The following is a 26,893-nucleotide window of genomic DNA, read 5'->3' as shown; positions in this document are numbered from 1 at the left end:
ATGCCCCAGCAGCAACCCGTTACCATCATCATGGTCGAGGACGACGAAGGCCATGCCCGTCTGATCGAGAAGAACATCCGGCGCGCCGGCGTGTGCAACGAAATCCGCGCCTTCAAGAATGGTACGGCGGCTCTTGAGCACCTGTTTCATGAGGATGTCCGCAATGCCGGTCCCTTCCTGGTGCTGCTGGACCTCAATCTTCCGGACATGAACGGGGTCGATATTCTGGCCAAGCTTAAGAACGACGAGAAGCTGAAGCGTGCGCCTGTGGTGGTGCTGACGACGACCGATGACCAGCGCGAGGTCCAACGCTGCTACGATCTCGGAGCCAACGTCTACATTACGAAGCCGGTCGAGTACGAGTCATTCTCCCAGGCCATTCGCCAGCTTGGGCTATTCCTCTCCGTCATTCAGGTTCCTGAAACGCTGTGAACGAAACTCCGCCCATTCGCCTTCTCTATATCGACGACGACCGGGGCCTCGGACGCCTTGTGGAGCGCTCGCTGATGCGCCATGGCTTCCAGGTGAGCCACGCCTTGAGCGGTGACGAAGGCATGCAGCTCCTGAGCAGCGGCTCTTTCGACGTGATCGCACTCGATCACTTCATGCCAGGCAAGCAGGGACTGGAGGTCTTGTCCGACATCCAGTTGCTGCCCGATCCTCCGCCTGTCGTCTATGTCACAGGGGCGGACGAGGGGCGCATCGCGGTTGCCGCCCTCAAGGCCGGCGCGGCCGATTATGTGATCAAGGATGTCGGAGGCGCCTTTCTCGATCTCCTTCACACAGCCGCGGAGCAGGCCCTCGCCGCGGCTCAGCTCCGCCGGGCGAAGGAAGCCGCCGAAAGGGAAATGCGTGAGGCGCGCGAGCGTGCTGAAATGCTCCTGCGCGAGGTAAATCACCGCGTGGCGAACAGCCTGCAGCTTGTGGCCTCACTTGTGGCGATGCAGCAGCGTGCCGTTGCGGGCAATACTACGGCGCAGGATATACTTGCGGAGACCCAGAGCCGCATCACCGCCATCGCCCAGATCCACCGCCGCCTCTACACGTCCAACGATGTCCGTTTCGTCGAAATGGATACCTACCTGGAAGGCCTGGTTGAAGAACTGGAAGGTGCGATGCGGGCTTCAGGGCGGGAGCACACGATCTCGCTGAAGGCCGAGTCGATCCCGATCCCGACGGACAAGGCCGTTTCTGTTGGAGTGATCGTCACCGAACTCGTCACCAACGCGTTCAAATACGCCTATCCGGATGGCACGTCAGGCGATATCCGCGTGCTTCTGTCGGCCTCAGACGACAGGGTGCTTCTGTCCGTCGAGGACGACGGAATCGGGTGGAAAGGGACGGGACAGGTGCGGGGCAGTGGGCTGGGTACGAAAATCGTCCGCGCGATGGCGTCGAATCTGCAATCGGCCATCGAATTTGATCAGAACCATGCCGGAACCAAGGCTGTCCTGTCATTCTCCATCTAAATGATCGAGCTTCGATGCCGCTGCCGATCAGGCCAACCCCAGCGCATCGTGCGGAACCGAAGGGCCGCGTCAGTGAAAAGTGGATCAGATTTTCTGCTCGAGCGATGCGATGCTCTGGCGTAAATCGCGTTCTTTTCCAGGCCGCCGATGAGCAGGTCGTCATAGAAAACATCAGGCAGCGGGTTCCAGTGCGGGAATCCTGAGGCGTAGGATTATCTCCCCGAAGTATCAAACGTGCGTCGTCAAATGACGCAGATCACGGTTATGTTGGATCCGGGTGATTTCGTTTCGCTGAATTCCTAAACGAGGCGGCTGAGATCCTGGCCCGAATGGCGCTGGCTATGAGATTAAGCTCGCGCTGCAATCGGTTCAATCGGGAGAGGAGCTCCCCGTCGTCCATCGTCGGGAGGTTTTGCAGGCGTTGCTCGGCTGGGGCGTCACTGATGAAGCGGCGTATTTCTTCCAGGGTCGTCGGCCCAATGTTGGGAACAGTCAGCCATTGCGCATCGGAGATGCTGGCAACTTCCCGGATGGTGGGACATCGCCCCTGGAACTCCGCGAGAACCGCACCTCGTACTCGTCCCGAGCACTTCTCGATCGGAAATGGATCATCCAAACCCATCTCGTTTCCTCGCATCCCAGCCGGTGATGTGTCGTTTGCCAGCACTGGACCCGTTCCTGATCTTAGGCCTATCGGTTCACATGCGTAACTTTTGCATCTGGAAAAGAGCAGAGTTCCTTAAGATATTACAAGGCATGCGTATGGAGTAGCCAAAACGGCTCGCACGGCGAGAAGATGGCAAAAAGCCAATTCGCGTCGAGAAATTCACAACTCAGAAGCGAATTGGCCTGCGGGTGATCAGATGGCTGTTTGAGACGGCAGCATAGTGCCCATCTGTCGGGCGCGAACGTGCCAGGAAAAGGCCTCTTCCAGAAGGTGAGGCGTATGACCGCCGCGCTGGATGGCCCGGCGCAGGTAGTCGGAGGCCAGTTCACGATAAGTCGGATGGATGCAGTTGCGGATGATCGTTTCCGCACGCTCGCGCGGTGCGAGTCCGCGAAGATCGGCAAGGCCGATCTCCGTGGCAATCACATCCACATCATGCTCGTTATGATCGACATGGGTGACCATCGGCACAACTCGCGAGAGTGCGCCGTTCTTGGCCAGGGATTTCGTGACAAAGATGGCGAGATAAGCATTGCGCGCGAAATCGCCGGAGCCGCCAATGCCGTTCATCATATGCGTGCCGTTAACGTGAGTTGAGTTCACGTTCCCGTAGATATCGCATTCCAGCGCCGTATTGATGCCGATCACGCCGAGCCTGCGAATGACTTCAGGATGGTTGCTGATCTCCTGTGGCCGTAGAACGACTTTGTTCTTATAGCGGCCAATACTGGAGATCACCCGATCATGGGCTTCCGCGCCGAGGGTCATCGATGAGCCGGAAGCGAAAGCGAGCTTGCCGGAATCGAACAGCTCGAAAGTGCTGTCCTGCAGAACCTCGCTGTACATCTTCAGGTCGTGGAAGGGGCTGTCGATGAGCCCGTGGAGAACGGCATTGGCAATGGACCCGATGCCGGCCTGAAGCGGGGCGAGGGTGGTGCCCAGGCGCCCTTGCCGCACCTCGTGCTGAAAGAACTCGATCAGATGGCCGGCGATCGCTGCAGTCTCGGTATCGGGAGCCTCGATGGTCGCGGTGCTGTCCGATTTCTGAGTGATCACGATGGCTGCGATCCTGCCAGGATCGAGGGGGATGAAGGGAAGGCCCGCACGGCTCTCGGGCGCGACCACCGGGATCGGCTCGCGGAACGGGCGACGGGTCGGAATGTAGATATCGTGCAGACCTTCCAGGTCGAGCGGCTGGGCCAGGTTGATCTCCACAATCACCTTTTCAGCGAGAATGGCAAAGGTTGCGCTGTTGCCCACCGAGGTCGTCGGGATCAACCCGCCATCTTCCGTGATCGCCGAAGCCTCGATGACTGCATAATCGATGGGGCCCATCTGCCGGGAGCGAAGCAGCTCCACCGTCTCGGAGAGATGCTGGTCGATGAACATGACCTCGCCGCTGTTGATTGCGGCGCGAAGGGTCGGATCGGCCTGGAAGGGCAGGCGGCGGGCCAACGCGCCTGCCTTGGTGAGCAGCTTGTCGTTATCGTTGCCGAGCGAAGCGCCTGTCATCAGGGTAATGTGCAAGGGCTCTCTCTCGGCACGCTCGGCCAAGGCCAGCGGGACGGCTTTGGCATCGCCTGCACGCGTAAAGCCGCTCATACCGACGGTCATGCCGTCCTTGATGAGCATGGCTGCCTCTTCTGGCGACATCACCTTGCCCCAAAGTGTGTTGAGGCGAATACGATCACGATACATCAAGCAACCTATGCAATGTTCTTATTGGGGCATCGGGTTGAGCCGTTTTGTGTCTGCATGCCTGGAAGGATGCCCCAACGGCCTGCAGGTGCCATTAGGCCCAGTTGAGTCGGACGGGTAGGGCGTTGAACGCAGGGAAGCCTTGATCCGGCTCAAGGCCGACCTCCGGAAGATTCCTGAGGCGGGGCATAGGCCATCCTCTCTATTGGAGGGGGAAATGTCTCTAAATCCCGATGCCCGATGGCAAAAAGCTGGAAAATCTGCTCGGATCACCCATTATTAGCCGGCAACCTTATTGTCGTCCTGAAATAACGGGACTAAGCACAAGGTGTGATGTGTATCTGTGATTGCTGAGGAAAGATGTCCGCCACCTCCGTTTTGATCCACCTCCTCGGTGAGATTGCCCTGCTTCTCTGGGGCATCAACATGGTCAACAGCGGGGTACAGCGTGCCTTCGGCAGCGATCTGCGATGGATCCTCGGTATCGGATTGCGTACCCGCCTGCGCGCCTTCCTGGCTGGTGTGGGCGTCACCACCGTGCTGCAGAGCAGCACGGCAACGGCCCTGATGGTAGCTTCCTTTACCGCGGGCGGCGCTGTCGACATCGTTCCCGCGCTGGCCGTGATGCTGGGCGCCAATGTGGGCACGACGCTGATCGTGCAGGTCTTGTCCTTTGATATCACGCTGATCTTCCCATTGCTGATCTTCTTCGGCTTCATTGGCTACAAGCGTGGGCAATCGAGCAGAATCAAAGATTTGGGCCGCGTTGCCATCGGTCTTGGGCTGATGCTGCTTTCGCTTCACCTCCTGACCGAGACGATCCGCGCAATCGAATCCTCGGCGGTGCTCAAGGAACTGCTTGGAGGGGTCGCGTCCGATCCGCTCATCCTGTTGCTTCTGTCGGGAGTGTTCGCCTGGATGGCCCATTCCAGCGTCGCGGCGATGCTGTTCATCATGTCGCTAGCCACAGCTGGCGTCATCGATACGCATGCTGCTCTGGTCATGGTGTTCGGCGCCAATCTCGGAAGTTCCGTGAATCCGATGCTGGAGGGCTTGGGCGGGGATCCGGCCAAGTTCCGGGTGCCGTTCGGCAATCTTGCCATGCGCGTGATCGGATGCGCAGCGGCGCTGCCGCTCATCGATGTCTTCCAGAGCTATATGACGATGTTCGATCCTAACCCGGCCCGGTTGGCAGCAAACTTCCATACGCTCTTCAATGTGGCTATCGCGGCGATTTTCATCCTGCCGCTGCCATGGATCGCAAAGCTTCTCACGAGGGCTTTCCCCGAAAAGCTGCGGGCCTCCGATCCGGGCATGCCGCAATATCTCGACAAGGACGCCCTGGACACACCTTCTGTTGCTCTCTCCAATGCGGCCCGCGAGGTTCTGCGCATGGCGGACACGGTGGAGATCATGCTGCGCAGCTCTCAGGATCTCTTCCGTGAGGACGATATCAGCCGCGTGGCCGAGGTAAGCCGCACGGACGATGTGGTGGACCGTCTCTACAGCGCCATTCGTCGCTACTTAAGCTCCATCAACCATGAGGCTTTGAGCGAGACGGAGGCGAAGCGCCTCTCCGACATTCTGGCCTTTGCGATCAATCTCGAACATATCGGCGATATTATCGACAAGAATTTGATGGAACTGGCGGCGAAGCGCATCAAGAACCATCTGCGCCTGCCCAAGGACAGTCTCGACGACATCACGAGCATGCACGCGAAGCTGCTGGAGCACCTGCATCTCGCGGCCTCCGTGCTCATGTTCCAGGATATCGGATCCGCCCGTAAGCTGGTCTCGGAGAAGGAGCGTTTTCGCGACCTCGAGCGCGCCATGACCCAGAAGCAGCTGGAGCAGATTCGCTCCGGCCGTACGGTCGGTGACACGAGCGCGCTTCAACTCGATATCGTGCGCGATCTGAAGCGCATCGAGGCGCATATCGCAGCCACCGGCCATTCCCTGCTGGAGCAGAGCGGCGAACTCAGACCCAGCCGTCTCTCGTCCTGACACGTTACAGGCGGGCCTCATCCTTCAGCGTGCGCCAGTCCATGTAGCGGACCGGCTCGGGCAGGCCGATGTCGCGCCTCTCATGATCCGAGAGGTGGTTCAGGTCTGCCATCGGAGGCGGGTCTTTCAGGGAGACAGAGCGCAACCAGAGCTTTACACGCAGCCAAACGCTCTGAACGCCACGCAAGCGGCGTGCATCTTCGTACCTCATGACGATGTCCATGCTGTGTTGGGGCGCCGCAGCGCCTCGTTTATGTAAGGAAAAGATGCTCCTGTTCGGCAGCCTTGACAAAATGAAAGCCAAGGGGCTGGCATAAGGCAGCCTTATGGATTGGTCATGACGAAAGCGCCTTCCAAACTTCCTCCGATGAGTGCCGTGCGAGTCTTCGAGGCGGCCGCGCGGCACCAGAGCTTTACGCGGGCAGCGGAAGAGCTCGGCATGACCCAGGCGGCTGTGAGCTACCAGATCAAGATGCTGGAGGACCGGGTCGGCGCGCCGCTCTTCGTGCGCATGCCGCGGCAGGTGACGTTGACGGCGAAGGGGCAGCAGCTTGCCCCAGCCGTGAGGGAGGCTTTCGATGCTCTACGGGTGGCGTTCGCCGGCGTCGAGGAATCGGTGCAGTCGATTCTCTCCGTCACGACGCTCAGCACCTTTGCATCCAACTGGCTCATTCCGCGCCTGGGCCGCTTTCAGCATCTCTTCCCCAACATCGCCGTGCAGATCTCCGTCAGCCAGCAGCTGGTCGATCTTGGCCAGAGCGAGTTCGATTTGGCCATTCGCAGTGGCAGCGGGAATTGGCCCGGGCTTGAGGCTCATCCTCTCGTTCCCAATTTCTTCACCCCGGTCTGCAGTCCCGACCTGATCCGCGGCGTCGAGCTGAAGGAGCCGAAGGACATTCTGAAGTTTCCCATCATTTCGCCGACCGATCCTTGGTGGAAGGATTGGTTCTCGGCAGCAGGCATGCCGAATGTCGACCTGTCCCGCCGGCTGGAAAACTCGCTCGGGATTCAGCACTTGGAGGGCATGGCAGCGGTCGCCGGGCAGGGGTTCGCCTTGGTCAACCCGTTCTTCTTCGCGAATGATCTCGCTGCGGGCCGCCTCGTTCAGCCCTTCGATCTCATGGCCGAATCCGACCGAGGCTACTGGCTGGTTTATCCCAAGGCTCGCAGGCGTTCTCCCAAGATCGAGGCGTTCCGAGACTGGATTCTGAGCGAGGTCGCGACCGACGCCGAGCGGGATTCCCTTGCCTACAAAATGAAAACCGAGGCCTGAGCCCCGGTTCACGAAAGACAATCATTCTGCAGCCTGAGCATCCGCAGGCTTGGCTTTCAGATGAATGAGCATGTTCAGCAGCGCGCGATCGTGAAGCACCACCATGCGCTCCTTCGAATGCAGCCAGCTGATCGCATCCTCGATGGTCTCTGCGTCGACGATTTTGGCTTCGGCGAGTGCGCGCTCCGTTTCGATGATGCCGCGCTTGCGGGGAGCGGCAGGCGGCAGCATCTCCATGTGCCGCTCTCTCAGCTTGGCATCCGAGTAGAGCGCCCTGAGGCTGTCCTCGTCATCGAACCCGAGGGTGGCATTGCGTGCTTGCAGCTCATTGGCGCGCGTGGCGATGGCTGGCGGCTGGTGTTCCTCCGGTGTCAGAAGAAGCCCGAGCTTTTTCAGGGCGAGACCTGCGCCTAGCTGGCCGCTCAGCCAGGAGAGCGGGATCGCCAGAAGCAGACCGATGATCGTCGGCGACATCCATAAGAACAGGGATGTGGCAATCATGAAGGCGGAGATGCCTGCCAGGGCGCCCAGCACCGTGTGAGCCCGATGACGGCGCACGATGTCCTTGAACGGGATCGAACCGTCGTCACGGCGCTGTGGCTGCCAGCCCGTGTCGCGCCCCAGCAGGATCTGGAACACCGAACCGGACTGGATCAGCATCAGGATGGGCGCAAGAAGCGCGGACAGGATGATCTCGATCAGGGACGAGATGATGAGGCGGATGCCGCCGCCGGAGGCGCGGCGGTCCTTGCCGCGGATCAGCATCAGGATCAGGCCGAAGACTTTCGGTGCGAGCAGGATGCCCATGGTCAGCGCGAACAGGGCAAGGGCTCGCTCAGGGTCGAACCGGGGCCAGATGGGATACAGGCGGAAGTCGCGCGCGAAATATTCCGGCCGGATGTAAGTCGTCTGCAGCACAAGGGCGATACCGACGATCAACTGGAACAACCAGAACGGCGAGGCCAGATACGACATGATGCCGGTGGCAAAGTGCTGGCGGGTCGGCAGCTTCAGGCCCTTCGCCGTGATCACGCGCATGTGCTGCAGGTTGCCCTGGCACCAGCGGCGGTCGCGGGCCGAAAGGTCGATGAGGGACGGCGGGCTTTCCTCGTACGAGCCTTCGAGGTCCGGGAGCATGTAGACATCCCATCCGGCACGGCGCAGCAGCGCCGCCTCCACGAAGTCGTGGCTGAGAATATGGCCGCCGAAGGGCGGTTTGCCCTTCAGATCGGGCAGGCCGCCATGGGCTGCGAAGGCCTTGGTGCGGATGATCGCGTTATGGCCCCAGTAATTGCCGTCACGCCCCATCCAAACCGACAGACCCATGGCGATGACCGGGCCGGTCACGCGGGCCGCGAATTGCTGAACGCGCGCGAAGAGGGTGTTGCGGTTGATGATGAGCGGCAGCGATTGGATGATGCCGGCATCGGGATCGGCTTCCATCGCCGCCGCGAGGCGAACGATGCACTCGCCGGTCATGAGGCTGTCCGCATCGAGCACCAGCATATGCTCGTAGTGACCGCCCCAGCGGGAAACGAAATCCGCGATGTTGCCGGCCTTGCGGTGATGGTTCTTCGCCCGATGGCGATAATAGAACCTCGCCTTGGGGCCTAGCCTTTCACGCAAATCGAGGAAGGCGCGCTCCTCTGCGATCCAGGCATCGGGATTCGTACTGTCGGAGAGGATGAAATAGTCGAAGTTCTCTCCGAGACCCGTGGCCTCGACGGATTCATAGATGGCCTCAAGGGCCGCATAGGTCCGCGCCGTCTGCTCGTTATAGACGGGCATGACGATGGCCGTGCGTGCCTGGAGCGACGTCGGCAGCGGGGCCGGGCGCGGCTGCCGGAGAAGGGCGAGGAAGCCGAGCAGGGCGCTCGTGAATGCAACTGCGATCCAGGAGAAGTTGACGGTGAACAGCGCCACCAACATCCACTGGAGGGCCGTGGTGCGGCTCACCGACACCACCTGGTACATTTCATAGGTGCCGTACCCGGTCAGCAGCAATCCGCCGCCGAACACGAACAGGCGGGCGAGCCAGAGGCCGAACTTGGGATTGTGCCGAACAGGCTTACGCTCCTGGTCGGCCGACCAGCGCCTGAGGTGCTGGGTCGGCATGTCCAGGTGCTTTTCCGGGGGCATGACGGATTCGGGCCGCCCCAGGGCAGCGACTTTAGAGTCCGGGTCGGAACTTAGGGTGTCCAACGATACAGCCATGTCTCGCTTATCGGTTTCCCGCCTGCTTCGAGGATGAGACGCATCTCACACGCGTTTTCGTTGCCCGGGTCAAGCTCGAATGCGACGCGCACCGTCTTTCGCTCCGGATAGGGCAAAAGTTTGAGGTTCTGGAACATTCCCGGACCAACGGTCAGGACAGACTTAAGGTCCGTTGGCCAATTGTCACCCAGCATGTCGCCGGAAAAGTCCACGGTGAACCGCCGCCGGCGTCCGCCGTTGCCGCGGCCGACGCGGGTTCCGGAAACGGTGGCAAGCGGCGGCCGCTCCGGCGAGTTCCAGCCCCAGTACTGCCGGTAGGCGAAAGAAACCTCCGATCCGGCAGCCATGGGAGCCTTCGGGCGCCAATAGGCCAGGATGTTGTCGTTGATCTCCGCGTCGGTTGGAATCTCGAGCAGCTGAACGCTCCCCTGACCCCATTCGCCCAGAGGTTCGACCCAAAGACTCGGGCGGCGCTCGAAACGCTGGTCGTCGTCCTGGAATGTCTCGTAGGAGCGTTCCCGCTGGAGCAGGCCGAATCCGCGAGGCGAGTTGTCCACGAAGGCGGAGATCTGAAGAGTCTCGGGGTTATGCAGGGGACGCCAGAGCCACTCGCCCTGGCCGTTCAGCATCTGGAGGCCCGAGGACTCGTAGACGGCAGGGCGAATGTCATCCGCATTGCGACGGTCGTTCGGACCGTAGAAATAGGTCGAGGCCATGCCTCCGAGGCCTACATGCTCCAAATTCACGCGCGGGAAGAGGGTCGTCTCCACGTCCACGATGGTCATGTCGCCCGGGCGGAAAGTCATGCGCACAGCACCGGTCGTCGATTCGGAATCAAGGACGCCATGAACGGTGATGCTGGTGCTGCCGATGCTGGGCCGTTCGATCCAGAAGGCCCTGAAGATGGGAAATTCTTCGCCCTTCGCCTCCGCAGGCTTCAGGGTCAGAGCGCGGGCGATGGCACCATAGTTCTGGCCGCGAGCCAAGGCCCGGAAGAATGTTGCTCCCTGAACGATGGCAAATTCGTAAGGCTTGCTCTCGGCCGGATGGGAGACCAGGCGGAAGCCCGAAAACCCGATATCTTTCAGGTCGCTAGGGACGTTTATTCCATTGAAGTTGAATTGCGCGCGATCATACCCGACCCGCCGGACAGCCCCATCCTCGACGAGGAACAGGTCGACCGCATTGCTGAACACGAAGCCGCGATGAAGAGGCTCCAGGGCAATGCCGCGGCCCTCCGTGCTCCAGATCGGTGGCTGGAGGGATTTGATGGAGACGTACTGATCGTAGTTCAGATTCGAGAACACATCCGGCAGATCGCTCGGCGGCTGCACGAACGGCTTTTTAGAAAGCTGCCGGGCTATGTCGGTGACCGCTGCGGAGTCGAAGCGCTGGCTGTCCCCCATGCGCGAGGCAATGGTGGCTTGGGGCGTCTGGGCCCGAACTGCAGGTGCAAGGCTAAGCGCGGCAACGGAAGCGCTGAGAAAGGTCAGCACATCGCGTCGCCGAGGATGAGAAGGGCGCGGGGCCCCCAGCGAAACCGACACAGTGATACTCTTGTGTGAACGTGGCTCTTTGGCCAAACAATCAGGAAGTCTCATGGTTTATCATCAAACATGAGTATGAAGTAAACGAGGCAGTTCGCTTGAGAAGCCTTTCCCCATGAAAAGATTGCCGAATTACCTCTTCTGATCTAGCAGCACAGCAGAACCCTTACCGGATTGAAACCTTATGACGTCGAGCGATTCCCCCATGACCTCCACCGCCCGGAGCTGCCTCGCCATTGTTCTGGCTGCGGGGGAAGGCACCCGGATGAAATCAGATAAGCCCAAGGTGCTGCATCAGGTAGCGAACCGCTCCATGCTCGGACATGTCCTGGCCGTCCTGACCGAGGCCGGTGCGACGCAGACTGCCGTGGTCATCGGTCCTGACCGCGAAGATGTGGAGAAGGAGGCGCGCAGGAGCCTGCCGAATGCTCGGACCTTCGTGCAGCGGGAGCGGCTTGGAACCGCGCACGCGGTTCTCAGTGCCCGGGAGGTCCTGGCGGAAAAAACGGATGACGTGATTGTCGCATTCGGGGATACCCCTCTCGTGCGGACGGAAACCTTTGCGAAGTTGCGTGCGCCATTGGCAGGCGGTGCCGCGGTGGTGGTCATGGCCTTCGAGCCGAAGGATCCGACCGGCTATGGACGCCTGATCATGGCGGATGGCCAGTTGCTCGCGATCAGGGAACATAAGGATGCGACGGAGACCGAACGGTCGATCGGCCTCTGCAACGGAGGCCTGATGGCGATCAGCGGCGATCTCGCCCTGACGCTTCTGGACAAGGTCGGCAATGACAACGCCAAGGGTGAATATTACCTAACCGATATCGTCGAAATCGCACGCGAGCTCGGACATCGCACGGCGGTCGCCGTTGTGCCGGAGGAAGAGGTGCACGGCGTCAATGATCGGGCACAGCTCGCAGCTGCCGAGCGGATGATCCAGGAGCGCCTGCGGTCGGCCGCCATGGCGGCAGGCGTGACTCTTGTCGCGCCGGAGACTGTCTTCCTGAGCTATGACACTCGTCTCGGGCAGGATGTGATTGTCGAACCGCATGTGGTTTTTGGTCCTGGCGTCACCGTGGAGCCGGGAGCCGTCATTCACAGCTTCAGCCACCTGGAGGGGACACGCATCGCGTCCGGCGCCGGCGTTGGACCTTTCGCTCGCCTGCGCCCTGGTGCTGTCATCGGCCCCAAGGCCAAAGTCGGCAATTTCGTGGAGATCAAGAACACAGACCTGGGTGCCGGTGCCAAAGTCAGCCACCTGACCTATCTCGGCGATGCCAGTGTCGGAGCCGAAGCCAATATCGGCGCGGGGACGATCACCTGCAATTACGACGGCTACAATAAGTACCGTACGGAGATCGGCGAGGGGGCCTTCATCGGCTCCAACTCATCGCTTGTCGCGCCTGTCACCATCGGCAATGGAGCCTTCGTCGGTTCCGGCTCCGTGATCACCGAAAGCGTACCTGCCGATGCCCTTGCTCTGGGGCGCGGACGTCAGGTCCTGAAGGATGGCTGGGCCGTTGAATTCCGTGCTAAAGCCAAGGCAGCTAAAGGAAAATAGGGGTTAGCTGTCATAATTTGTCATGCAAGTTGATTCCGATGAGAGCAGCATCCTCTGTATGGAAGCCTCGAGCTTGGCATAAAACTAACCGTCTCAAAGGAAGCCTCAGGGCATGTGCGGAATCGTCGGAATTGTTGGAAACACCCCTGTCGCGCCTCAAATCCTTGAGGCCCTGAAGAGGCTCGAATATCGGGGTTACGATTCGGCCGGGGTGGCAACATTGGAATATGGCCATCTCGACCGCCGCAGGGCCGAAGGCAAGCTCCGGAATCTCGAGGCTAAACTCGACCAGTCCCCGCTCTCGGGCGTCATCGGCATCGGCCATACCCGCTGGGCGACGCATGGGAAACCCAACGAGACCAATGCCCATCCGCATGCGACCGACAAGCTGGCCGTGGTCCATAACGGCATTATCGAGAACTTCCGCGAGCTGAAGGCCGGATTGGAAGCCAAGGGTATTCGTTTCGAGACGGAAACCGACACCGAAGTCGTGGCTCAGCTCGTCACCTACGAAATGCACCAGGGGCGTGGGCCGATCGAGGCCGTGGCCGTGACATTGCCGCGCCTACGCGGTGCCTTCGCGCTCGCTTTCCTGTTTCATGGTGAGGACGATCTGCTGATCGGTGCCCGCCATGGCGCGCCTCTCGCCATCGGCTATGGCGAAGGCGAGATGTATTTGGGCTCCGACGCCCTGGCTCTTGCCCCCTTCACCGACGACATCACCTATCTCGAAGATGGCGATTGGGCGATTCTGCGGCGCAAAGGCGCTGATATCCGCGACGCGTCCGGAGCCATGGTCAAGCGTCAGCGCCACAAGATTCTCGCCAGCTCCTTCATGGCGGACAAGGGCAATCACCGGCACTTCATGGCGAAGGAAATCCACGAGCAGCCGGAAGTCGTAGGGCGCACTCTTGCCCACTACGTGAACTTCACCGCCGGGCGCGTGGAACTTCCTTTCGCGCTGCCCTTCGATTTCAAGAATCTGAAACGGATCTCCATTTCCGCCTGCGGCACGGCCTATCTCGCCGGTCTCATCTCGAAATACTGGTTCGAGCGTCTGGCGCGCATCCCGGTCGAGATCGATGTGGCCTCCGAGTTTCGCTACCGCGAGGCGCCTCTGGAGCCAGGCGAGCTTGCTCTCTTCGTGTCTCAGTCCGGCGAAACGGCGGACACTCTGGCGTCGCTTCGTTATGCGAGTGCCGAGAAGCTGCATACACTTTCGGTGGTCAACGTGCCGACGTCGACCATGGCGCGTGAAAGTGCGGTCGTTGCGCAGACACTGGCGGGGGTCGAGGTAGGCGTGGCCTCGACGAAGGCCTTCACCTGCCAGCTCACGGTTCTTCTCTCACTCGCCATTGCGGCTGGCCGAGCCCGCGGCACCCTGAGCCCTGAAGAGGAGAAGGAGCTGGTGGATGCGCTCATCGCCGTTCCCGGCCAGATGAGCGAGGCCATGAAGCGCGAGCACGATATCGAGATCCTGGCGCGTGAGCTCTCGAAGGCGAAGGACGTGCTCTATCTCGGCCGCGGGACGTCTTACCCGCTCGCCATGGAAGGCGCGCTGAAGCTCAAGGAAATCTCCTACATTCACGCCGAGGGCTATGCGGCGGGCGAGTTGAAGCACGGGCCTATCGCGCTCATCGACGAGACCATGCCGGTCATCGTCATCGCGCCCTATGACAACATCTTCGAGAAGACCGTCTCGAACATGCAGGAAGTGGCGGCGCGTGGCGGCCGTATCATTCTCATCACCGATGAGAAGGGCGCGCTGGAAACGGGTCTCGAAACCATGGCCACGATCGTGATGCCCTCCGTGCATCCCGTCGTCGCGCCAATCGTGAATTCGATTCCGATCCAGCTACTCGCCTATCACACGGCGGTCTTCATGGGCAAAGACGTGGATCAGCCGCGTAACCTCGCGAAGTCCGTGACGGTGGAGTGATCCCTCATGCCCGTCATCCCGGCCTTGAGCCGGGGATCCACGTCTTCAAGCCGCTGCGTTTCCTAAGACGTGGATGGCCGGGTCAAGCCCGGCCATGACGAAAGGAGTGATTTCAGCCCGCCCTCAACAGCTTGATCGCCGAGTCCCGCTCAAAGAGATAGAGCATGGTCCGCAGGGCCTGACCGCGCTCGCTCATCAGTTCAGGATCCTTGTCCACGATCAGCCGCGCGTCGTCCCGTGCGGCGGCGAGAAGATCGCCGTCGACCTCCAGGCGCGCCAGCTTGAAGCCGGGCGTCCCCGATTGGCGGGTGCCCAGGACTTCGCCTTCGCCGCGAAGGCGTAGGTCTTCTTCCGCGATGCGGAAGCCGTCCTCCGTCTGGCGCATCATCTCGAGCCGCGCCTGCGCGACCTGTCCGAGTGGGCCCTTGTAGACGAGAAGGCAGGTGGAGGATTTCGAACCGCGCCCGATGCGCCCGCGGAGCTGATGGAGCTGCGCAAGGCCGAAGCGCTCTGCGTGCTCGATCACCATGATCGAGGCATTGGGCACGTCGACGCCCACTTCGATCACGGTGGTTGAGACGAGGATCTTGGCTTCTCCGCTCGAGAACCGCTCCATGGCGGAATCCTTGTCCTTGCCCGCCATCTTGCCGTGGATGAGGCCGACCTGGTCGCCGAAGAAGCTCTTCAATGTCTCGAAGCGTTCCTCGGCTGCGGCGAGATCGACGGTCTCGGATTCACCTACGAGCGGACAGACCCAATAGATCTGATCGCCATTGGCGATGGCACGGCCGATGCCGCCGATCACCTCGTCGAGCCGGTCGGTGGAAATCAGCTTCGTGGCGATGGGCTTGCGGCCTGCCGGCTTTTCGCTCAGCACCGACACGTCCATGTCGCCGAAATAGGTGAGCGCCAGCGTGCGCGGGATTGGCGTTGCGGTCATGACGAGAATGTCGACCGCTTCGCCTTTGGAGCCCAGTGCGAGACGCTGGTGCACGCCGAAGCGATGCTGCTCATCGACCACCGCGACGCCGAGATCCTGGAAAGCGACACCTTCCTGGAACAGGGCATGGGTCCCCACCGCGATCTGGATGCTGCCGTCCGCGAGCCCGGCGAGCACCGTTTTGCGGGCAGCGCCTTTCTCTCGCCCCGTGAGAAGGGCAATGGTGAGGCCGGCCTGTTCGGCCATGGGGGCGAGGCGCTCGTAATGCTGGCGCGCCAGGATTTCCGTCGGCGCCATCATGGCAGCCTGACGGCCGGCCTCGATAGCACTGGCCATGGTTAGGAGACCGACAACGGTCTTGCCCGAGCCTACATCGCCCTGAAGCAATCTCAGCATCTTCTTGTCAGAGACGAGATCGCGGCGGATGTCATCGATGGCCTGGGTCTGGGATGACGTAAGGCCGAAGGGCAGGGCCTTTTTCAGCTTTTCAACGAGGTGCCCGTCACCCGCATTCACCCGGCCCGGCAGCCGCCGCATGCGGCTTCTCACCAGCGCGAGGGCCAGTTGAGAGGCGAGCAGTTCGTCGTAGGCAAGACGACGACGCGGTGCGGATTTGGCTATCGCCTCTTCAGAAAGCTGCAATGCGCTGTCGGGCCTGTGCAGAGCGAACAAGGCTTTTCGGAAATCGGGCAGGGCGTTCCGGTCAAGCCAGGCGGAATCCTGCCATTCGGGCAGGTTCGGGACGCGCTCCAGCGCCGCACCGATGTACTTGCCCACCATGCGCGAGGAGAGACCTTCGGTGAGGCCATAGACGGCCTCTACGGCGGGAAGGTTCTCGATGCCTCTCTCGTCCAGAATCCGGTCCGGATGAACCATCTGGCGGCGGCCGTCCCAGAGCTCGATTTTACCGGAGACATAGCGGCGCTCGCCCACCGGCAGGAGCTTTTCGAGACGCGCCCTCTGGCCGTTGAAAAAGACGAGCGACACGTCTCCGGTCTCATCTTCCACCAGGATCCGGTACGGCGCGCGGCGGCCCGGCGGGGGCGGGCGATGGGCGACCACGGTGACGGACAGAGTGACCGGCTCGCCAACGGGCGCATCGGCAATGGAGCCTTTCATTTCCCGGGAAATGCCGCTGCTCGGCAGGTGAAACAGCAGATCGACCACGCGCGCGGGCCTCCCCGGCTCGCCCAGAAGGCGGTCCAGGAGGGGGGCAATCTTCGGTCCGACGCCGGGCAGGGCGGCTGCCGGGGCGAACAAGGGATCGAGAATGGAAGGGCGCAAAGACATCAAACGGGTAGTAAGTCGAGGGGAGATGGTTATATAGCGGCCAAGCCGCTTTGAAGCGACGTTATCTTTATCTCACCGGAGCATTTTCATGAGCGGGACGACACGCAGCAGCGCCGACCTCGATGTTCGTCGCAGGCAGATCCTTTACCGGGCCTGGCACCGGGGCATGCGCGAGATGGACCTGATCATGGGCCGCTTCGCGGATGCCGAGATCGGCGACCTCTCGGAGGAGGACCTAGCCGATTTCGAGCGTCTGATCGAGGTGACCGACCGTGATCTGCTCGGCTGGATCACCGGCGAGATCGAGACGCCCTCGAACTACGAAACGCCTTTGTTCCGCCGGTTGAAGGCGTTCCATACCCACACTTCGCCGATTCACACTTGACCTGCCGTCCTCTCCTGCGGTCCGAAGAACCGGGAAGGGATTCCTGCCGCAGCGCGTGTGAGTAGAGTCCTTTCCCTCCGCTTCGCTCCGACCGGGAATGACAGCCGGACCCTTTGTGTACCATCGAACGAACCGGGCCCAAGAGCCCGCGTTCTCTCCCCATTGACCTGACACATTGCCATGAAATCTGCCCTAAACCGTGCTCTCGATGCCCTCAAGAAAGGCCAAGGCCTGACGCTCTCCAGCGTTCCGGACGGGTTCGATGTGCTGGCGGTCGCCGATCTTGCGCGTGGTCTTTCGGGGAGCATCGAAGGTCCGGCCGTCCTGGTCCATGTGGCCCGTGACGGCCAGAGGCAGCAGAATTTCGCGAATGGCCTCGGCTTCATCGCTCCGGAAATCGAGGTGCTGACTTTCCCGGCCTGGGACTGCCAGCCCTATGACCGTGTGTCGCCGAATGCTGCGATCACGGCGCAGCGCATGACGACGCTGGCGCGGCTGGCCCGTTCGAAGACCTCCGAGGACAAGCCTCGCATCCTCTCGACGACCGTGAATGCTCTCGTGCAGCGCGTACCGCCGAGGGCGCGCATCGCTGCGGAAACCTTCTCCGCCGCGCCGGGCAACGTGGTGGACACGACGCTTCTCATCAACTGGCTCGAGACCAACGGCTTCATGCGCACAGGCACGGTGCGCGATACGGGCGAATATGCCGTACGCGGCGGCATCATCGACCTTTATCCCGCTGGTCTTCCGAATCCGGTGCGCCTCGACTTCTTCGGCGATTCCCTGGAATCGATCCGCTCCTTCGATCCCGAAAGCCAGCGCACAGTCGGCACCCTTCGCTCCCTGGACCTCGTGCCGATGAGCGAGGTGCAGTTGACCACCGAGAGCATCAAGCGCTTCCGGCAAGCCTATGTAGCCATGTTCGGCGCGCCCACTCGCGACGACCGACTCTACGAGGCGATCAGCGAGGGGCGGCGCTATCCCGGCCTCGAGCACTGGCTGCCACTCTTCCATGACCATCTCGACACATTGCTCGATTATGTGCCCGGCATTCCGGTCGTGTTCGATCCGCTGGATGACGATGCTGCCGCCGAGCGCCTGTCGCAGGTGAAGGATTACTACGACGCCCGGCGTGAGAACATGGGGCAGAACCAGCCCGGCGTCGCGCCTTATCGCCCATTGCCGCCCGATCAGCTCTATCTCAAGCCTGAGGAGTGGGCAGAGCGCACCGCTGCGTTGCCGCTGGCCCGGCTGACGCCCTTTGCCGTTCCGGAAGCGGAAGGCGGGCGTCTCGTGGTCGATTGCGGTGCGCGGCAGGGACGCAATTTCATCGCCGAGCGTGCCGATGAAAGCGCGAACGTGTTCGAGGCCGTGGTGCGCCACATCCGCGATCAGCAGGCACAAGGCCGCCGCGTCATTCTCGGTGCCTGGTCCGACGGCTCGCGCGAGCGTCTCTGCCATGTGCTGCAGGATCATGATCTGAGGCAGACGAAGCCCATCGGCCGGTTCTCGGAGGCCATGGCCTATCCGCGCAACGAGGTCCCGGTGGGCATCTGGCCGCTGGAGCACGGGTTCGAGACCGGCGATCTGACCGTCATCAGCGAGCAGGACATTCTCGGCGACCGTCTCGTGCGCCAGAAGCGCAAGTCCAGGCGCCCGCAGGATTTCCTGACCGAAGTGGCGGCTCTCACGCCCGGCGACCTCGTGGTGCACGTGGATCACGGCATCGGCCGCTTCGAGGGGCTGAAGACCATCGAGGCTGCCGGCGCGCCTCACGATTGCCTTGAGCTGCATTATGCCGGCGGCGACCGCCTGTTCCTGCCGGTTGAGAACATCGAGCTTCTGACCCGCTACGGCTCGGAAGAGACGGAAGTCCAGCTCGACAAGCTCGGTGGCGGCGCCTGGCAGGCGCGCAAAGCCCGCATGAAGCAGCGCATCCGCGAGATGGCGGGCGCGCTCATGAAGATCGCGGCGGCGCGCATCCTGAAGGAAGCGCCGCGCATGATCCCGCCGGAAGGACTCTACGACGAGTTCGCCGCGCGCTTCCCCTATGATGAGACCGAAGACCAGCTCAACGCCATCGAGGCGGTTCTCGACGACATGGCCTCGGGCCGTCCCATGGACCGTCTCGTCTGCGGTGACGTGGGCTTCGGCAAGACCGAGGTTGCGCTGCGCGCTGCTTTCGTCGCGGCCATGAGCGGCAAACAGGTCGCCGTGGTGGTGCCGACGACACTGCTGTCGCGCCAGCATTACAAGACCTTCTGTGATCGGTTCCGTGGCCTGCCGCTCAATATCGCGCAGGCATCCCGCTTCGTGCCTTCCGGCGAACTGAAGAAAACCAAGGAAGGATTGGCGGACGGCTCGGTCGATATCGTCGTCGGCACCCATGCCGTGCTGGGAAAGTCGATCAAGTTCAAAGACCTCGGCCTCATCATCGTGGACGAGGAGCAGCATTTCGGTGTGAGCCACAAGGAGCGCCTGAAGGAACTGCGCGCCGAAGTGCATGTGCTGACGCTCTCCGCAACACCCATTCCGCGAACCCTGCAATTGGCGCTCACAGGAGTGCGCGAGCTGTCGCTCATCACCACGCCGCCGGTGGATCGCCTGGCGGTGCGCACATTCATCACACCGTTCGATCCTCTGCTCGTCCGCGAAGCACTGCTGCGCGAGCGCTACAGGGGCGGGCAGGCGTTCTATGTGGTGCCGCGTCTCGACGATCTCGGAGACGTGAAGGCCTTTCTCGACAAGGAGGTGCCGGAGGCGAAGGTGGCGGTGGCCCACGGTCAGATGGCGGCAGGTCAGTTGGAGGACGTCATGACGGCCTTCTATGAGGGCAAGTACGACATCCTGCTCTCCACCACCATCGTGGAGTCCGGTCTCGATATTCCTACTGCCAATACGCTCATCGTGCATCGCGCCGACATGTTCGGCCTGTCGCAGCTCTATCAGCTGCGCGGACGCGTCGGCCGCTCGAAGACGCGTGCCTATGCCCTGTTCACCGTGCCTGCCAACAAGAATCTCACGGCTCAGGCCGAACGGCGTCTGAAGGTGCTGCAGACGCTCGATACGTTGGGCGCAGGCTTCCAGCTCGCCTCGCATGATCTCGACATTCGCGGCGCGGGCAACCTGCTCGGGGAGGAGCAGTCCGGTCATATCAAGGAAGTGGGTTACGAGCTTTATCAGCAGATGCTGGAGGAGGCCGTCGCGCAGTTGAAGGCAGGCATCGAAGAGCCCGCCGAGGATCAATGGTCGCCGACGATCTCCGTGGGGGCACCGGTGATGATTCCCGAAAGCTACATCGCCGACCTGCAGCTGCGTCTCGGTCTCTATCGTCGCCTTTCGACCTTCGAGACGGATGCAGAAATCCAAGCCTTCCGGGCGGAACTCGTCGACCGCTTCGGACCCGTTCCTTCGGAGGTCGATCAGCTTCTCAAGATCATGGCGATCAAGGTTCTTTGCCGACGCGCCAATGTGGAGAAGGTGGATGGCGGCCCGAAGGGCATCATCATTTCCTTCCGCGACAATTCCTTCGGCAATCCAACGGGCCTTATCTCTTATGTGACCGAGCAAGCCTCGTTCGCGAAGGTACGCCCGGACATGAAGATCGTGTTCGTGCGCGACGTAGAAACGCCGGACGAACGCATCAAGGCGTCGACCGTCATCCTGCGGGATCTGGTGCGGATTGCAGAGAAAAAAGCAGCCTGAGGATTACAGTTCCGCAGCAGCGACAGCACGTGTGTTCAGTTCATTCTGCAACATTGCGACTGCGCCGCTCACTCCGCCCGTCACGATGACAGGCGTATGGCTAGCGGCCAAAGTCTTGCGCAGGCGGGTGGCGAGTTCCAGGAACCGGCGTCGTTCGGACCAGTTAGCATGCAGAGGCATCTGCAGCACGACGGCGGCAGGGCTCGGGATGAGCGCCAGAACGTCATCCGCAGCTTCGAAAGGAGTCGTGACGCTTGCGTATCCCATGCCTGCGAGTTCTGCCGAAAGAGCGCTGTCAGGAGCGCGCTCGCCGTTATCCACGACGAGTACCTTCTGCATTCCGTTCATTGCAACACCCTTGCGTCAAAACGCGTTCATTGAGACAGGAGACACCTCGCTCAACGAACAAAGCAAGAGATTAGTTGCATCGGCTAGCTGAACGGAAGCGTAACAGTGGGCGTAGCCATGGTTCCCAAGGAGTTAATTCAGCGGCGCCACCAGACGTCGATGTAGGATCCAAAAAGGGGCGTCCGATCTGGCTTCTTCAAAGTGCTGTCATAGGCAAGCCATTGATCACCCACGTAAAAGAGTGGAATGACATAAAAGCCCGAGAGCAGAATGCGGTCGAGGGCACGCACTGCCGAGACGAAGTCCTCACGACTTTTTGCCTCCAGCAGAGCATCGATCATGTGGTCGATAGCGGGAGAGGTAGCTCCTGAGTAGTTGAAGGAACCATCCCTCTGAGCCGCTTCGGATCCCCAACGGTTGCGCTGCTCATTCCCCGGAGAGGCGGATGCGGGCCAAACCCATTGGATCATGTCGTACTCGAACCGGGAAATGCGGCGCCAATACTGAACATCGTCCACCAGGCGCACCTTCACGCTGATTCCAATCCGCTCAAGCGTCTGCGCGTAATTCAGGGCCAAGCGCTCCTGCTGGCGCGAATTCACCAGCATCTCGAAGGCAAAGGGCTCTCCGGTATCTTTGCGGCGCAGAATATTCTCCTCGAGAACCCAGCCCGCTTCGGAGAGCAGGGCCAAGGCCTGGCGCGCCATCTCCCGGTCCCGCCCCGATCCATCGGCGACGGGCGGGGCCCAGCGCCCTTCGAGAATGTCCTCACGGACAGCACCCGGGAACGGGGCGAGAAGCTCACGCTCGCGCGTCGTGGCCAGCCGGCTGGCCGAGGAGAGATCAGAGCCCGCAAAATAGCTGTCGGATCTTTTCAGCAGGCCATAGAACAGGTTGCGGTTCAGCCATTCGAAATCGAACATATACCCTAAGGCTTCCCTCACCCTGACATCGGCAAAAATGGCGCGGCGGGTGTTGAACACGTAGCCGTTCATACCCTTGGGGAGCTGGATAGGGATCGTTTCGCGGACGATCCGCCCGCTTCTGGTGCCGGGGAAGTCATATCCCGAAGCCCATCGGGTCGGGTCGCCTTCCAGCCTGTAGTCATAAAGCCCGGCCTTGAACGCCTCGAACATGGTGTTGGCGTCGCGGTAGAGATCGTAGCGGATCTCGTCGAAGTTAAAGAGCCCGCGCAGAATCGGCAGGTCCTCGGCCCAGAAGTCCTTTCGGCGCTTCAGGACTACACGCTCGCCAGGTCGCACCTCGCTAATGACATAGGGGCCGGACCCGATCGGAGGGGTGAGGGTGGTGTTGGCGAAGGTATCCGGGTCGGTCGCATGGGCCGGGAAGATCGGCATCATCGCGATCAGCAAAGGCAGCTCCCGGTCGTTGGCTCCCGAGAGGTCGAACTTGATCCGGTGGGGATTCTCGATGACGACGGCCTTCGCCTGCCCGAAGATCGAGCGGTAAAAGGGTTTGCCGTGCTTTTTCAGAAGCTCGAAGGTGAAGCGGACATCCTCCGCCGTCAGCGGATGACCATCCGAGAAACGAGCCCTCGGATCGAGGTTGAAGGTCACGGAGCTGCGGTCCTCGGGCATCTCGGCCGAGCGGGCAACCAGGCCGTAGACCGTGAACGGCTCGTCCTGGGAGCGCATCATCAGGCTCTGGACCACGTAAATGGGAACGGCGGGCGGGGCGACGCCAAGAACGATGAAGGGGTTGAGACTGTCGAAGGTGCCCTGGATGGCCAGCGTGATTCGCCCGCCTTTGGGTGCATCAGGATTGGCATAGGGCAGGTGAGGGAAATCCGCCGGAAGCGCGGGTTCGCCATGCATGGCGATGCCATGCCGCAGGGTTTCCGCCTTTGCTGCAACCATGACCCCAAAAGTCACCAGGGCAAGAGTGGCAAGCAGGCGAAAAATTCGTATAAGAGTGCAGCTCATGGCGCTCCTGCTGCGTAATGGCGCTCGGTGGCAAATTCGGCGGGCAATATTGTACAGGAATCTGCCCGAAGTGACTGGAAACCTAGCACGCGAAAGGTTAAAGGAGCGCCACAGGTCATGTCTTCGCCGCATTCGGCAAAGATTCACCGTCCCATTGCAGGTTTAAGAAAGCCGGATACCAACGGCCCATTCAAGAGCCGACCTTTCGACTGAAGAGGATCTAACGACATGTCATTCGCGACACGCATCGCGAGCTTGGGGGGCACCCGTGGCCTGGCTACCGCCTTGGCCCTTCTCGCCAGCGCTCCCGCTTTCGCTCAGGCTCAGCCGAAGCCGGCGGCTCCTGCCGCTCAACCGGCCAAGCCCGCAGCTCCTGCTCCAGCTCCTGCTCCTGCGCAGGGCCAGCCGGCACAGCAGCAGTCCGGTCCCACGGTCGTTCAGGTGAAGGCTGAGCCTTCCCAGCCGGAATGGACGAAGGTCTGCGGCAAGGACCAGAACACCAACACCGAGATCTGCTACACCACCCGCGACTTCGTGTCGGATCAGGGCCAGCCGGTTCTCGCTCTTGCCGTCTATGACGTGAAGGGTCAGCAGCCGCAGAAGGTCGTCCGCTTCGTGATGCCGCTCGGCCTGCTCCTGCAGCCCGGCCTGCGCTTCGCCGTCGACCAGGGTCAGGCGACCCCCGGCCGCTACGTGATGTGCCTGCCCAACGGCTGCTTCGCCGAGGCCCAGGTGAAGGATGATTTCATCGCCTCCCTCAAGAAGGGCGCCAACCTGAACGTCAGCGTTCAGAACCAGGTTGGCCGCGAGATCACCTTCGCGGTTCCGGCCGCCGGCTTCGGCAAGGCCTTCGACGGTCCTCCGATCGACCCGAAGGTGCTCGAGGAGCAGCAGAAGAAGCTGCAGGAAGAGCTCCAGAAGAAGAGTGAAGAGATGCGCCAGAAGATGCTTCAGAGCCAGGGCGGTGGCGCCGCGGCTCCGAGCGCTCAGGCTGCTCCGAAGCCCTAATCTGGACGTCCAGGAAACAAAAAACGCCGGGCTTTTCGCCCGGCGTTTTCGTTTATGCGACCGATTTAATTGGCGAAGGTGGGTTTGGCACGGTAGGCGCCATTCGGCTCGCGCACGAACATTTCCTCAATCATGGGATTGCGCAGGGGTTCGTCCGAATGGTCCGGCATCAGGTTCTGCTCGGACACATAGGCAATATATTCGGTTTCCGCGTTCTCGGCGAAGAGGTGGTAAAACGGCTGGTCCTTGCGCGGGCGCACGTCCTCGGGGATCGACAGCCACCATTCTTCCGTGTTGTCGAATTCAGGGTCCACATCGAAAATGAGGCCTCTGAAGTCGAACAGGCGATGTCTGACCACCTGGCCGATCGCGAATTTCGCTGAACTCGCTTTCATAGGCATGGTCCTAACTCCTTGGACACGCATATAGGCGCACGCGTCGGAATCTCCAAATCCGCGATCGTCACGATCGAGAGAGTATTGCCAAGAGCTTATTACGACAGCAGGCAAACGGTAGTGACGATCTTGGAGAGAAGACGTCAGCGAGGTCTGCATTCTTGGTCTGCCAGCCTTCCAAAGGTGGGATTGCTGCACGGTTAGAACCTTGCCAGAAGTGTTACCCCAAGTCCTCGCTGCCTTCCCCCACTCTTCAGGAGCCTGCGATGTCCGACCTGATCGGGCTTTTCAACCTGCTTGCCCCGTTCTTCGGCCTCATCGGTCTCGGCTTCTTCTGCGGCAAGATGGTCAAGCAGCCGGAGAGTGGGCTGGCCTGGATGCAGTTTTTCCTGATCTATGTGGCGCTGCCGTGCCTCTTCTTCCGCCTGATCGCGGATAAGCCTCTGGACCAGCTGGCGAATTGGACTTTCATCGCGGCGACCACTTTTTCGACGGCCTGCGCCTTCCTGCTGTCCCTGGCAGCCGGCTGGCGCCACACGAAGGACCTTCCCCAATCGGTGATGCAGGGTGTCGCAGGCTCCTATTCCAATATCGGCTACATGGGGCCACCCCTGATCCTGGCCGCCATCGGGCCCGCCGCTAGCGCACCGGTCGTTCTCATCTTCGTGTTCGACAACCTGTTCCTGTTCTCGGCGGTGCCGCTGCTCATGTCGGTTGCGGGCGTGGAGAGGCTGAATCTGACGGCCACCATTCGGCGGATCATCTGGCGTGTCGCGACCCATCCCTTCAACGTGGCGACGGCCATCGGCATTGCTGCAAGCTATCTGCATCTCGAGGTGCCCGGCCCGATCAATCAGATGATCACATGGCTCTCGGGCTCTGCCGCGCCCTGTGCCTTGTTTCTCCTCGGCGTGACCGTGGCCCTGCGCCCCTTGGGGCGTATTCCGGGGGAAGTGCCGGCCCTCGTGTTCATTAAGCTCATCCTGCACCCGCTGCTGGTCTGGGTGGTGCTGTCGGCCGTCGGCGATTTCGGACAGACCTGGACCTATGCGGCCATGATCATGGCGGCGCTGCCGCCCGCTCTGAACATCTTCGTGATCTCCACCCAGTACAATGTGGGGGTGGAACGGGCTTCTGCCTGCGTTCTCATCGGGACGCTGGTGTCGATCCTGACGTTGACGGCAGTGCTCTACCTCACCACCAAGACCGGCACCTTGTCCTACGATCTCATCCCTTAAGCGGCTGATGCATCCTGCATGAGGCGGGGCGCGCCCATATGGGGCAGCACGCCCTCGCGCATGACGGCGCGGCGCAGGAAGCCGACCTTGCTGAGGGCGAGAAGTCCCGCGCCCCTCAGAAGATCGGCCGGCAGGAGGCCGGTGAGAAGGGTCCGATTGAGCCCATCCACCGCAGCCGTGCGCAGGCGGACGTCGAGATCGCGGCTGCGCTGGTACTGCCGCAAGGTTTCGGGCGATCCGGGCTCGCGTCCATCGTCGAAGGCGTCCACCACCGCATCCCTCAAGGATGCCACGTCGCGGAACCCGAGATTGAGCCCCTGGGCGCCGATGGGCGGGAAGACGTGCGCAGCTTCGCCGACGAGAGCGAGGCGGGGCGCTCCGAAGCGATTGACCGAAAGGCCGCTCATGGGCACCAGCCCCCGGGGACCGTCAATGCGCATGGCGCCGAGAGAAGAGTGAGCTTGGCGCTCGATCTCTAAAGCCAACGCCTGATCTTCGAGCTTCGCGAGGCGTTCAGCCTGTTTCGGGCTCATCACCCAGACGAGGCTGGAGCGCTTGCCCGGCAGGGGAACGAGGGTGAAGGGCCCATGGCGGGTGTGAAACTCGGTCGACATCTCCCGATGCTCCCGGTCGTGGGCCAGGATCGTGGTGAGAGCCGTTTGCGGATAGGACCAAGTATGGGCCTCGATCCCTGCAATCTGACGAAGTCTGGAATTGCGGCCGTCGGCAGCCACGACAAGATTGGCCTCTATTTCCGAGCCATCCGTCAGCGAGACGACAGCCCGGTCCGCCTCAGTGCGGAAATCCTTGGCCTGCTCGGTGATGATCGTCAGATACTCATAATTCCGAGCCGCTTCGGCGAGTTTCTCCACCAGCGTCACATTCTCGATGTTCCAGCCGAAGGCATCGAGGTCGATCTCGCGCGAGGAAAAGGAGACCGGCGGCGGCCGGAAGAGGCTGCCCGTGTCGTCGATGATCCGCATGGTCTCGAGCGGAGCCGCCTCCGGAACCAGGGTGGGCCAAGCACCCAGGGCTTCCAGGAACCGGACGGAGCCATTGAGGAGGGCGACAGTGCGCCCATCGCGTCGCACGTCCAGACCGCCGATCAGAACCGTTTCGAAGCCGTCGCGTGCGAAGGCGATGGCGGCACTCAGGCCAGCAGCTCCGGCTCCGATGACGGCAATGCTATAGCTTTTCTGGGTCAAGGACTTTCCCCGTCATCTGGTTGTGGACGGCTTGCCGACTCACAATAAACCATGGATTCGCCAT

At 61.5% G+C, this 26,893-nt stretch carries 20 protein-coding genes; 10 read left to right on the top strand and 10 right to left on the bottom strand.

Annotated features, from left to right (window positions below; all coding sequences use genetic code 11):
- Both ACUXUR_RS17020 and ACUXUR_RS17015 read left to right on the top strand, forming a co-directional pair.
- Window positions 1-432, top strand: a complete 432-nt coding sequence (locus ACUXUR_RS17020) for a response regulator (RefSeq protein WP_445503540.1) — start codon at window positions 1-3, stop codon at window positions 430-432.
- Window positions 429-1,469, top strand: coding sequence for a sensor histidine kinase (locus ACUXUR_RS17015; protein WP_445503539.1), 1,041 nt, complete (start codon window positions 429-431; stop codon window positions 1,467-1,469). The genes ACUXUR_RS17020 and ACUXUR_RS17015 overlap by 4 nt, the downstream gene beginning before the upstream one ends.
- Before the next feature lie 262 nt (window positions 1,470-1,731).
- On the opposite strand, the gene ACUXUR_RS17010 is transcribed toward ACUXUR_RS17015, so the two are convergent.
- Together ACUXUR_RS17010 and ACUXUR_RS17005 are read right to left on the bottom strand one after the other, a co-directional pair.
- A complete protein-coding gene (locus ACUXUR_RS17010; RefSeq protein WP_445503538.1) occupies window positions 1,732-2,091 on the bottom strand; it encodes a hypothetical protein in 360 nt (119 codons plus the stop codon).
- A 237-nt stretch (window positions 2,092-2,328) separates the two neighbouring features.
- Window positions 2,329-3,834, bottom strand: coding sequence for an acetyl-CoA hydrolase/transferase family protein (locus ACUXUR_RS17005; protein WP_445503537.1), 1,506 nt, complete (start codon window positions 3,832-3,834; stop codon window positions 2,329-2,331).
- Window positions 3,835-4,194: 360 nt separating this feature from the next.
- Between ACUXUR_RS17005 and ACUXUR_RS17000 the strand changes: the two genes are divergently transcribed.
- Window positions 4,195-5,838 carry a Na/Pi cotransporter family protein gene (locus tag ACUXUR_RS17000; protein ID WP_445503536.1) on the top strand — a complete coding sequence of 548 codons (1,644 nt, stop codon included), beginning with the start codon at window positions 4,195-4,197 and terminating at the stop codon, window positions 5,836-5,838.
- A 4-nt stretch (window positions 5,839-5,842) separates the two neighbouring features.
- Here the strand turns inward: ACUXUR_RS17000 and ACUXUR_RS16995 are convergent, their stop codons facing one another.
- Window positions 5,843-6,049: a hypothetical protein gene (locus ACUXUR_RS16995; RefSeq protein ID WP_445503535.1), complete on the bottom strand. Its 207-nt coding sequence runs from the start codon at window positions 6,047-6,049 to the stop codon at window positions 5,843-5,845.
- 126 nt (window positions 6,050-6,175) lie between these two features.
- Here ACUXUR_RS16995 and gcvA point away from each other — a divergent pair, with 126 nt between their 5' ends.
- Window positions 6,176-7,111, top strand: coding sequence for a transcriptional regulator GcvA (gene gcvA, locus ACUXUR_RS16990; protein ID WP_445503534.1), 936 nt, complete (start codon window positions 6,176-6,178; stop codon window positions 7,109-7,111).
- A 21-nt stretch (window positions 7,112-7,132) separates the two neighbouring features.
- Here gcvA and mdoH read toward each other — a convergent pair whose 3' ends face one another.
- Together mdoH and ACUXUR_RS16980 are read right to left on the bottom strand one after the other, a co-directional pair.
- Complete coding sequence (mdoH, locus tag ACUXUR_RS16985) at window positions 7,133-9,325, bottom strand: glucans biosynthesis glucosyltransferase MdoH (RefSeq protein WP_445503533.1); 2,193 nt, start codon at window positions 9,323-9,325, stop codon at window positions 7,133-7,135.
- Window positions 9,301-10,821, bottom strand: a complete 1,521-nt coding sequence (locus ACUXUR_RS16980) for an OpgD/OpgG family glucan biosynthesis protein (RefSeq protein ID WP_445503532.1) — start codon at window positions 10,819-10,821, stop codon at window positions 9,301-9,303. The genes mdoH and ACUXUR_RS16980 overlap by 25 nt, the downstream gene beginning before the upstream one ends.
- 235 nt (window positions 10,822-11,056) lie before the next feature.
- Between ACUXUR_RS16980 and glmU the strand changes: the two genes are divergently transcribed.
- Together glmU and glmS are read left to right on the top strand one after the other, a co-directional pair.
- On the top strand, window positions 11,057-12,433 hold the full coding sequence (glmU, locus tag ACUXUR_RS16975; protein WP_445503531.1) for a bifunctional UDP-N-acetylglucosamine diphosphorylase/glucosamine-1-phosphate N-acetyltransferase GlmU: 1,377 nt from the start codon (window positions 11,057-11,059) through the stop codon (window positions 12,431-12,433).
- 112 nt (window positions 12,434-12,545) lie between these two features.
- Complete coding sequence (gene glmS, locus ACUXUR_RS16970; RefSeq protein ID WP_445503530.1) at window positions 12,546-14,372, top strand: glutamine--fructose-6-phosphate transaminase (isomerizing); 1,827 nt, start codon at window positions 12,546-12,548, stop codon at window positions 14,370-14,372.
- Window positions 14,373-14,484: 112 nt separating this feature from the next.
- Here glmS and recG read toward each other — a convergent pair whose 3' ends face one another.
- The gene (gene recG, locus ACUXUR_RS16965) at window positions 14,485-16,602 is read right to left on the bottom strand and encodes an ATP-dependent DNA helicase RecG (RefSeq protein WP_445503529.1); all 2,118 of its coding nucleotides are present in this window, start codon (window positions 16,600-16,602) and stop codon (window positions 14,485-14,487) included.
- An 88-nt stretch (window positions 16,603-16,690) separates the two neighbouring features.
- Here recG and ACUXUR_RS16960 point away from each other — a divergent pair, with 88 nt between their 5' ends.
- Both ACUXUR_RS16960 and mfd read left to right on the top strand, forming a co-directional pair.
- The gene (locus ACUXUR_RS16960; RefSeq protein ID WP_445503528.1) at window positions 16,691-16,987 is read left to right on the top strand and encodes an FAD assembly factor SdhE; all 297 of its coding nucleotides are present in this window, start codon (window positions 16,691-16,693) and stop codon (window positions 16,985-16,987) included.
- 180 nt (window positions 16,988-17,167) lie between these two features.
- On the top strand, window positions 17,168-20,692 hold the full coding sequence (mfd, locus tag ACUXUR_RS16955) for a transcription-repair coupling factor (RefSeq protein WP_445503527.1): 3,525 nt from the start codon (window positions 17,168-17,170) through the stop codon (window positions 20,690-20,692).
- A gap of 3 nt (window positions 20,693-20,695) precedes the next feature.
- Here mfd and ACUXUR_RS16950 read toward each other — a convergent pair whose 3' ends face one another.
- Window positions 20,696-21,040, bottom strand: a complete 345-nt coding sequence (locus tag ACUXUR_RS16950) for a hypothetical protein (protein ID WP_445503526.1) — start codon at window positions 21,038-21,040, stop codon at window positions 20,696-20,698.
- A 137-nt stretch (window positions 21,041-21,177) separates the two neighbouring features.
- Window positions 21,178-22,983: an extracellular solute-binding protein gene (locus ACUXUR_RS16945; protein ID WP_445503525.1), complete on the bottom strand. Its 1,806-nt coding sequence runs from the start codon at window positions 22,981-22,983 to the stop codon at window positions 21,178-21,180.
- Between the two features lie 228 nt (window positions 22,984-23,211).
- Here ACUXUR_RS16945 and ACUXUR_RS16940 point away from each other — a divergent pair, with 228 nt between their 5' ends.
- Window positions 23,212-23,991: an invasion associated locus B family protein gene (locus ACUXUR_RS16940; RefSeq protein ID WP_445503524.1), complete on the top strand. Its 780-nt coding sequence runs from the start codon at window positions 23,212-23,214 to the stop codon at window positions 23,989-23,991.
- A gap of 65 nt (window positions 23,992-24,056) precedes the next feature.
- On the opposite strand, the gene hspQ is transcribed toward ACUXUR_RS16940, so the two are convergent.
- A complete protein-coding gene (hspQ, locus tag ACUXUR_RS16935; RefSeq protein ID WP_047189815.1) occupies window positions 24,057-24,386 on the bottom strand; it encodes a heat shock protein HspQ in 330 nt (109 codons plus the stop codon).
- Window positions 24,387-24,652: 266 nt separating this feature from the next.
- Here hspQ and ACUXUR_RS16930 point away from each other — a divergent pair, with 266 nt between their 5' ends.
- Window positions 24,653-25,624, top strand: a complete 972-nt coding sequence (locus ACUXUR_RS16930) for an AEC family transporter (RefSeq protein WP_445503523.1) — start codon at window positions 24,653-24,655, stop codon at window positions 25,622-25,624.
- On the opposite strand, the gene ACUXUR_RS16925 is transcribed toward ACUXUR_RS16930, so the two are convergent.
- The gene (locus ACUXUR_RS16925; protein ID WP_445503522.1) at window positions 25,621-26,829 is read right to left on the bottom strand and encodes a UbiH/UbiF family hydroxylase; all 1,209 of its coding nucleotides are present in this window, start codon (window positions 26,827-26,829) and stop codon (window positions 25,621-25,623) included. The two genes, ACUXUR_RS16930 and ACUXUR_RS16925, sit on opposite strands and share 4 nt — an antisense overlap.
- Window positions 26,830-26,893: the final 64 nt, after the last annotated feature.

This window comes from Microvirga medicaginis (assembly GCF_052658925.1).
Note: the sequence above shows the minus strand (reverse complement) of the source record. Positions and strands in the feature narration are given on the sequence as shown.